This is a genomic window from Acinetobacter sp. YH12251 (assembly GCF_013417465.1).
Classification (GTDB): Bacteria; Pseudomonadota; Gammaproteobacteria; order Pseudomonadales; family Moraxellaceae; genus Acinetobacter; species Acinetobacter amyesii.
On record NZ_VPDZ01000033.1, the window covers coordinates 1 to 8,850 of the forward strand.

7 protein-coding genes and 1 pseudogene are annotated in these 8,850 nt (G+C 37.0%); 7 read left to right on the forward strand and 1 reads right to left on the reverse strand.

Annotation, left to right across the window (positions count from 1 at the left end):
- From msr(E) (FTV27_RS16570) to FTV27_RS16580, 3 genes are all read left to right on the forward strand, one after another.
- Positions 1–1,079 (forward strand): ABC-F type ribosomal protection protein Msr(E) (gene msr(E) / locus FTV27_RS16570; protein WP_180073075.1); only part of this gene is annotated, 1,079 nt, incomplete at its 5' end.
- A 55-nt stretch (positions 1,080–1,134) separates the two neighbouring features.
- The gene (locus FTV27_RS16575) at positions 1,135–2,019 is read left to right on the forward strand and encodes an Mph(E) family macrolide 2'-phosphotransferase (protein WP_000155092.1); all 885 of its coding nucleotides are present in this window, start codon (positions 1,135–1,137) and stop codon (positions 2,017–2,019) included.
- A gap of 251 nt (positions 2,020–2,270) precedes the next feature.
- Positions 2,271–3,596 carry an ISNCY family transposase gene (locus tag FTV27_RS16580; protein ID WP_111886140.1) on the forward strand — a complete coding sequence of 442 codons (1,326 nt, stop codon included), beginning with the start codon at positions 2,271–2,273 and terminating at the stop codon, positions 3,594–3,596.
- A gap of 49 nt (positions 3,597–3,645) precedes the next feature.
- On the opposite strand, the gene FTV27_RS16585 is transcribed toward FTV27_RS16580, so the two are convergent.
- Positions 3,646–3,948 (reverse strand): hypothetical protein, encoded by a 303-nt coding sequence (locus tag FTV27_RS16585; RefSeq protein WP_018680087.1) that lies wholly within the window; start codon positions 3,946–3,948, stop codon positions 3,646–3,648.
- A gap of 211 nt (positions 3,949–4,159) precedes the next feature.
- Between FTV27_RS16585 and mobQ the strand changes: the two genes are divergently transcribed.
- From mobQ to msr(E) (FTV27_RS16605), 4 genes and pseudogenes are all read left to right on the forward strand, one after another.
- A complete protein-coding gene (gene mobQ, locus FTV27_RS16590; RefSeq protein WP_018680086.1) occupies positions 4,160–5,812 on the forward strand; it encodes a MobQ family relaxase in 1,653 nt (550 codons plus the stop codon).
- Between the two features lie 682 nt (positions 5,813–6,494).
- Positions 6,495–7,445: a replication initiation protein gene (locus FTV27_RS16595; RefSeq protein ID WP_004728629.1), complete on the forward strand. Its 951-nt coding sequence runs from the start codon at positions 6,495–6,497 to the stop codon at positions 7,443–7,445.
- Positions 7,442–7,729 carry a hypothetical protein gene (locus FTV27_RS16600; protein WP_004728627.1) on the forward strand — a complete coding sequence of 96 codons (288 nt, stop codon included), beginning with the start codon at positions 7,442–7,444 and terminating at the stop codon, positions 7,727–7,729. The genes FTV27_RS16595 and FTV27_RS16600 overlap by 4 nt, the downstream gene beginning before the upstream one ends.
- Before the next feature lie 597 nt (positions 7,730–8,326).
- Positions 8,327–8,850, forward strand: a pseudogene (gene msr(E), locus FTV27_RS16605) (ABC-F type ribosomal protection protein Msr(E)); the annotation flags it as partial.

Here is an 8,850-nt window from a genome sequence, read left to right on the forward strand (position 1 = left end):
ATGGAATAGATCTACTTATTGGTCAACTTAAAGCATTTGATGGAGCATTACTTGTTATCAGTCATGACCGATATTTTCTTGATATGGTTGTAGACAAGATATGGGAGTTAAAAGACGGTAAAATTACGGAATATTGGGGTGGTTACTCGGATTACTTGCGTCAAAAAGAAGAAGAGCGACAACACCAAGCCGTAGAATATGAGCTGATGATGAAGGAACGGGAGCGATTAGAATCTGCTGTGCAAGAAAAACGCCAGCAAGCTAATCGATTAGACAATAAGAAAAAAGGAGAAAAATCCAAAAACTCTACCGAAAGTGCTGGACGACTTGGGCATGCAAAAATGACTGGCACCAAGCAAAGAAAACTGTATCAGGCAGCTAAGAGTATGGAAAAGCGTTTGGCTGCATTAGAAGATATTCAAGCACCAGAGCATTTGCGTTCTATTCGTTTTCGTCAAAGTTCAGCCCTAGAACTGCACAATAAGTTCCCGATTACGGCAGATGGTCTGAGCTTAAAATTTGGTAGCCGTACTATCTTTGATGACGCTAACTTTATAATACCGCTTGGCGCTAAAGTCGCTATAACTGGATCGAATGGAACAGGGAAAACGTCCTTGTTAAAAATGATATCAGAACGTGCTGATGGATTAACCATATCTCCAAAAGCTGAAATTGGCTACTTTACACAAACAGGATATAAATTTAACACGCATAAATCTGTGCTCTCCTTTATGCAGGAAGAGTGCGAGTACACAGTTGCGGAAATTCGTGCAGTATTGGCTTCAATGGGGATCGGAGCGAATGATATTCAAAAAAACTTATCCGACTTATCGGGAGGTGAAATCATCAAACTGCTTTTATCCAAAATGCTTTTAGGAAAATATAATATTTTGCTTATGGATGAACCAGGAAACTATCTTGACCTAAAAAGTATTGCCGCATTAGAAACAATGATGAAGTCCTATGCAGGAACTATTATCTTCGTATCTCATGACAAGCAATTGGTCGATAATATTGCTGACATTATCTACGAGATCAAAGACCACAAAATCATCAAGACTTTTGAGAGAGATTGTTAATGATAGCCAATCTAATCCGAACATTAATTATTGAACTCTTTAAAGGAAATTAAAAATGACAATTCAAGATATTCAATCACTTGCTGAAGCACACGGCTTGTTGCTTACGGACAAAATGAATTTCAATGAAATGGGCATTGATTTTAAGGTCGTTTTTGCTCTTGATACAAAGGGGCAACAATGGTTGCTGCGTATTCCTCGTCGTGATGGCATGAGGGAACAAATCAAGAAAGAAAAACGCATTTTAGAATTGGTAAAAAAACATCTTTCTGTAGAGGTTCCTGATTGGAGAATTTCATCTACAGAATTAGTGGCTTATCCCATACTTAAAGATAATCCTGTTTTAAATTTGGATGCTGAAACCTATGAAATAATTTGGAATATGGACAAAGATAGCCCGAAATACATAACATCTTTGGCAAAAACCTTATTTGAAATCCATAGTATTCCTGAAAAAGAAGTTCGGGAAAATGATTTGAAAATTATGAAACCTTCAGATTTAAGACCTGAAATAGCAAACAATTTGCAGTTAGTAAAATCTGAAATTGGTATAAGTGAGCAATTGGAAACCCGCTACAGAAAATGGTTGGATAATGATGTTCTATGGGCAGATTTCACCCAATTTATACATGGCGATTTATATGCTGGGCATGTACTAGCTTCAAAGGATGGAGCTGTTTCAGGCGTTATTGATTGGTCAACAGCCCATATAGATGACCCAGCGATTGATTTTGCTGGGCATGTAACTTTGTTTGGAGAAGAAAGCCTCAAAACTCTAATCATCGAGTATGAAAAACTAGGGGGTAAAGTTTGGAATAAACTATATGAACAGACTTTAGAAAGAGCAGCGGCCTCTCCTTTGATGTATGGTTTATTTGCCTTAGAAACTCAAAATGAAAGCCTTATCGTTGGAGCAAAAGCTCAGTTGGGAGTTATATAATTTAAAAATATGATTGCTGAGAACTGCCTTGTTTTGAAACTTGGTTGGCTTTAATTAGTTTTTAGTATTCTTTATAGAAAATGCCTCGATCAAGGGGCATTTCTAACAATCATTTAACATAAAATTTCTTATGCGAAATTTAGGTGTAAGCCCAAAGTAGAAATGTCCGGTTTCTCCAAAGTAAAAATGTCCGCTTTTAGAATATGCACTTTTGCAATTTTCTTAGCGGACGGTTTGATATGTTGGTGTCTATGTCGGATAAAGAACTTAAACGATTGTCGGTCTTGCAGGAAATCTGTGATCAACGCATAACCCAGTCCCAAGCTGCTCAGCTACTTCATATTTCAGAGCGTCAGATCAGACGTTTATTGCAAAAATACAAAGCTCAAGGCCCAGCTGCATTAGCCCATGCCGGTCGTGGTCAAATCAGCAATTCCAGGCTTCCTGAAGAGCTCAGACTCAAGTGCCTCAATATTGTTTCTGATCAACTGCATGGTTTCGGACCCACTTTAGCGCATGAAAAGCTCACCACCGTTCATGGCTTTGATATTTCAGTGGAAACACTGCGTTCCTGGATGATTGCAGCCGATTTATGGATTCCTCGCGCCAAGCGTCTGAAACGCCCGTATCAGCCTCGTTATAACCGGGACTGTTATGGTGAACTGATCCAAATCGATGGCTCACACCATGACTGGTTTGAAGGTCGAGCCCCTAAATGCTGTCTGCTGGTATTTATCGATGATGCCACAGGCAAATTACAGCATTTACGCTTCTGTGAGTCGGAATCAACCTTTGACTATATGATTTCAACACGTTTGTATGTTGAGCAGCATGGTAAGCCTTTAGCCTTCTACAGCGATAAACATTCAGTCTTCAGGGTGAATCAAAGCAGTAAGAAAGACACCAAGATTACCCAGTTTGGGCGCGTACTCAGCACCCTGAATATCGATATTATCTTCGCTAATTCACCACAGGCCAAAGGCCGTGTAGAACGAGCCAATAGAACGCTTCAGGACCGTCTGATCAAAGAAATGCGTCTGGAAGGCATCAGTTCGATTGCCGAAGCCAATGCCTGGCTACCCTGCTTCATTGAGCAGTTCAATCAGAAGTTTGCCAAGATGGCCTTTAATCCCAAGGATCTACACCGGACTGTCACTGAAACAGCCGAAGAATTAGATGATATTTTTACCTGGCGTGAACCCCGCAGAGTCACGAATAGCCTGACGATCACTTATGATAAATGCGTATATCTCCTGGAAAACACGGAAGAAAACCAAAGATTGATTGGCAAGTATCTTGAGTTTCTGGAATACCCGGATAGTACAGTCGCGATTGAATATCAGGGAAGAAAAATCAATTACAGCATCTTCGATAAATTAAGTCAGCTCAACCAGCGAGAGATTGTTGAAAATAAACGTTTGGGTTCTGTATTAGCCCATATTCAACAGCAGCATGAAGAACTAGAACAACAAAATAAACGCAATCGTTCTCAAAAGATGCCAAGCAGACGTGCACAGAAAACAGCAATTCAAGAACGAAATCTAAATCCTGTGCTTGACTTGGAAATGTCCATATAGGACATTTCTATTTGGTTATTAGGTAGGACATTTCTACTTGGGAATAACATTAGGTCTTATCCCAAATAAATCCATTAAAAAGATCTTTATCTTTCTGCTTATTTTCTTCGGTCTTATTTTCCGTATTTAAAAATTGCTCAAAATCGGCTAATTGCTGTTTAAACGATTCATCATTTTTTAATTTATTTAAAGCCCAAGCTCCCAGTAGAATTTTACGTCTCGTATCATCTTTACGTTGCTGATCAGAAACTTTCTTTTTTTCACGAGCAGCAATAGCTTGTTTTTGTGCTTTTAGTTGTCTTAATCGTTCTTCTTGCTTTGCAATTTTTTGCTCTAAAGTTTCAACACTCATACCATCACCATCTCAAGGAATCCCCCTCAAGCATAGGTCTGTTTGAATTGAAATTCAAGACAGCCCATGCTATCGTGGTTTTCCCGAAGGGCGCACTTAGCCATTGGATTTCATCCAATGGTGCGACAAGGGGTAAATCCCCTTTGTAATCCCCTGACCAACATATACATGTTGGTAATTTCGATAAATCGAAATAAAGAGCAAAAGCAAAATGGCGATATATCATTTTTCAGTTAAAACGATTAGTAGAGGTAATGGACGATCGGCCGTTGCTTGTGCTGCATATCGTTCAAGTGAAAAATTGGTATGCGATTTTTATGGAAAAGAACAAGACTACACAAGAAAAACTGGTGTCGAATTTACAAAAATCTATGCACCTGAAAATACAAATACTGAGTTACTCAAGCGCCAAACACTTTGGAATGAAGTCGAAAAGGTTGAACGTAGAAAAGATGCATTACTTGCAAGAGAGTTTGAGATTGCATTTCCCAGTGAGTTAAACGCTGAACAGCGTGAAAATATGCTCAATGAACTTTGCCGAAACCTCGTTAAAAAATACGGTGTCATCGTTGATGCTGCTATTCATGCACCTCATACAGACAGTGGAAGTGATGAACGCAACTACCATGCACACATCATGTTCACAACCCGAAGTATTAATGAGCAGGGTGGCTTTTCAGCAAAAAAATATAGGGACTTCAGTCGTGACAATGGCACAGAAACTGTAAGCCACTGGAGAGAATCATTTGCAGAGTTATGCAATCATCACCTGGAACAAAATGGATTTGATGAACGTGTCGATCACAGAAGTTATGAAGACCAGGAAAGTGACCTAGAAGCAACTCAGCACGAAGGTCCTCAAGCGACATACCTCCGGAGACGAGGGATATTTACAGAAATTAGTCTGAAAAATGATGAAATTAAGCTACGTAATTTAAAAATCAAAAAGGTCATCGCACTGGATGAAAACATCAAAGTATCTGAGGATCTTGTTCAAAAAGTACGAAGTGAGCTTCAGTTTCAATACTCTCAAGCTGAGTATTCAGAAAAAACTTCTCAGAAACTTTATGAATTCCAAAATGAAGAATTATCAAAATTAACAACAAAATTAGACACGATGAGTTCTGCAATATCAGAACTACGCAAAAAAGAGCCTTTATTTTTTAAAACAAAATGGATCAATCAAATAAATGACCTGATCGACCAACACAACACCCAACTAGACATCCAAAAGCATATTTCTGGTCTTAGTGAAATAGAAAAAAAAGAGAGATATTCTGATCATTTAAATAAATGGACAGAAGAAAATCAGCTGCTCCAGCCTAAAAAGTCTTTTGCAAAACTTGACGAACCGAACATCACTGTTAAACAACGAAAACTTAATGATCAAATTTCAAATATAGATCATCAAATTTCTGAAATATCACGCAGAGAAACTGAGTATCAAGAGTATGTACGCGATCAAAGACTGGAGATCATAAATAGTTATATATTTGAAGAAGATAACTATGGAAATAAATACTTTAGTCCTCAAAATGGTGAAAAACAAAAGCGACTATATGCAGAAGAAATGGAAGATCTAAAAATCCAAGAATTGCATGCGGCTTTTACAAAAAAAATTGAGACCGAAGCGCAGCAAGAGTTTTCCCAAAAAATAGCAATACAGCTCGAAAACGACCGAAAAGATCGTGAATCTAGAGAACAGCAGTTACGTAAAGAACGAGAGCAACAAGAACAACGCTATGCACAAGAACGAGAGCAACAAGAACATTTGGCATTTTTAAGACGCCAAGAACAAGAAAAACAGCAGAGAAATGAGCCTAAAAAGCCAGAAAATGACAATAACCATGACTACACGCCTTAGCAATCCCATTTAAGCGCAAAAAAACGGGGGTTTTAGCGACTTTTGATAGAAATACAGTAAAACTATAGTTGATAAAAATAAAATCGCTTAGAACGCAAATGAGAGCCTTTTAGCGAGTGTCTACGAGCGACACAACGAAAGGTTGCTTATTCCCCCTCTGAAAAACCGTTTTTTATTGAATTACTGGGGACAGTGATTAGCGAGTGTCTACGAGCGAAGTATTGATGCTTTTGCTCGTCAAAAAGCATGAGCATAGCGAATGCATTATTCATGTTTTGCTTTTTGAATCCTTGATCATATATGCAAAAAACTGCCCCCACGAAGCGAGTGAAACGAGCTTCAATAGAGTACGAGCTTTAGCGAGTACCAAGGGCAGTTTTAATAACTCACTTTGGAAATAAATTCCCTTTTATTCTTTTAAAAAGCTTTTAAAAGCTTTTAGACCCTCTGAAAACCTTATGCAGCAATAGTTTCAAGCGTTAAAAGGGTACAAATAGCATGATAAAGGGTACAAATAGCATGATTTTATCGTTTAAAAGGGTACAAATAGCATGATTAAAGGGTACAAATAGCATGATAAAGGGTACAAATAAATTATTGTACCCTTATGTTTATTGGTGTACATTGTTTTCTCATAAGGGTACAAAAATCATGTTCATTTTTTATAAGGTTTGATATCTGAATGAATAAAGAAAATAGTTATGATAAATCTTATCCAGTAACAACAATGGCTATTCAAAACAAAGTTACTGAATGCTTTAAAAGCATGTCTGTAGATGAAAAAAGAATTTTAATTATGGCTTCTCCGATTGCTAGAAATATCGATGCAAGTGAACAAGATCAAATCTTAATATCTGCTCAACAATTTGCTGATGACTGTGGTATCAAAGTCAATTCTGCTTATAAACAAATTGAAAATGCGTCAAAAAAACTAGTAGATCGGTCCTTTTCATACGTTAATGATAGGGGGAAAAAGGTCTACTCTAACTGGGTAATTGATGCTACTTATGAAGATGCAGGGATATCTTTAAGGTTTACATCTATTGTTTTGGTGATGTTGAAAATTTTAGATAAATACAATCCATACACTCGTTATAAAAAAGATGTAGTTCTAAAATTAAAAAAAGACTACTCAATAGACTTTTACCATTTAGCGAAAAAAAATCAGGCAAAAAATGGCTTTGAATTAACGCTAGATGAAATGTTTACAGAGTTTGGTTTACCAGAATCTTATAGAGATTTGAGGAACTTAAAACGAAGAGTTTTGAAGAGCTCATTAGATGAAATTAATGAATTTACCGATGTAACAGTTGACTATAGTCCAGTTAAAAAAGGACGTTCTGTTGTCGGCTTTAAGTTCACTGTGAAAGAAAAATCTAAGCCAAAATTAATAGCTCCTGAGCGAGATCCAAAAACAATAGATATATTCTGCAACCTGTCTGATGCTCAAATTAACAAGTACAGTGCTATTTTATCTAAACTTTCTGAGCTATCAGACCTAAGTAACTTCCAGGACTATCCTAGTTTTGCCCTTTGGATTAGTGGCATCTTACGAGATCCGAAAAGTGTAAGAGAGGAAACAGCAAAGCGGATTTTTAAAGCTCTTCATAGCAAGACGGATTTTAAACCATGAAAACTAGAGCTGAATTAGATGCAATGAGCCATCAAGAACTCAAAGACTATGAGCAAAGTTTACTTGCTCTGTGGACACCAAGAATGGCTATTGAAAGTGACATTGAAAGGTTAAGCACTAATCGCAACGAATTATTAGAAATTTTTAATCAATTAAAAAATCCTGATGCTCCTGAAAATGAGCGTTTAAAAAATTCTATTTTATCGCTCAAATATAAGATTGAAGATTTAGAAGATAAATTGGATGATCTTATTCAAGATAATCGCTTAAATCGTGCAGATTGAATTATTCAGTTTATTTAATTAAAACCGTGAAACATTGATCAAAGAATAGGCGTGGAACGTGAATAGTCACAAAAAAGCCGTTCCAGTGCGCTGAACCCTGGAACGTCTTAGTATAAGTTTATGATTTATATCGAATAAAAAACAGTATTTCGTATAAGGTGTATTATGTTAATTTTAGAAAATCTTCACTACTATTATTTTAAAATAAGCCTTATATCCAAGCATAAAACAAGGTTGTCTAGACTTCTTTTAACAGTAAAGTTATCATAAAACTGAATTTTATTTTTTAGGTAAGTTTATGCATTCTATCCGCATTCGTTAAGACACAACTATTTGCATAGTGACACTATTTTATAATGGTGGGCTTTTGTTGTGTCTTTAAGAATATATGCGGATATATAAAGTAAAAGTATGCTTAATTTATAAGTATGCTTTTAGTGCATAGTTTCCAGTTATAACTTAATTGACTAGCTATTTGTCCACCCTGTGGATGAATAGCTTTTTTTTTGGGAGGACACTGTGATGCTAGCTTTTGTTTTCACCTAAATCCTGTTTGCTGCATAAAAAATTTCAAGAGCTAAACAGGAGTAAATAAAAATGAGTTTAATTATTAAAGCGAGAAACATACGCTTGGATTATGCTGGGCGTGATGTTTTGGATATTGATGAATTGGAAATTCACTCTTATGACCGTATTGGTCTTGTGGGTGATAACGGAGCAGGAAAGAGTAGTTTACTCAAAGTACTTAATGGCGAAATTGTTTTAGCCGAAGCGACATTACAGCGTTTTGGTGATTTTGCACATATCAGCCAACTGGGCGGAATCGAAATAGAAACGGTCGAAGACCGGGCAATGTTATCTCGCCTTGGTGTTTCCAATGTACAAAACGACACAATGAGTGGCGGAGAGGAAACTCGTGCAAAAATTGCTGCCGCATTTTCCCAACAAGTACATGGCATTCTAGCGGATGAACCAACCAGCCACCTTGATCTCAATGGAATAGATCTACTTATTGGTCAACTTAAAGCATTTGATGGAGCATTACTTGTTATCAGTCATGACCGATATTTTCTTGATATGGTTGTAGACAAGATATGGGAGTTAAAAGACGGTAAAATTAC

Excerpts from the sequence above, each read along its gene's own strand:
- FTV27_RS16575 (WP_000155092.1), top strand. The coding sequence starts at position 1,135 with ATGACAATTCAAGATATTCAATCACTTGCTGAAGCACACGGCTTGTTG.
- FTV27_RS16580 (WP_111886140.1), top strand. The coding sequence starts at position 2,271 with ATGTCGGATAAAGAACTTAAACGATTGTCGGTCTTGCAGGAAATCTGT.
- FTV27_RS16585 (WP_018680087.1), bottom strand. The coding sequence starts at position 3,948 with ATGAGTGTTGAAACTTTAGAGCAAAAAATTGCAAAGCAAGAAGAACGA.
- mobQ (WP_018680086.1), top strand. The coding sequence starts at position 4,160 with ATGGCGATATATCATTTTTCAGTTAAAACGATTAGTAGAGGTAATGGA.
- FTV27_RS16595 (WP_004728629.1), top strand. The coding sequence starts at position 6,495 with ATGAATAAAGAAAATAGTTATGATAAATCTTATCCAGTAACAACAATG.
- FTV27_RS16600 (WP_004728627.1), top strand. The coding sequence starts at position 7,442 with ATGAAAACTAGAGCTGAATTAGATGCAATGAGCCATCAAGAACTCAAA.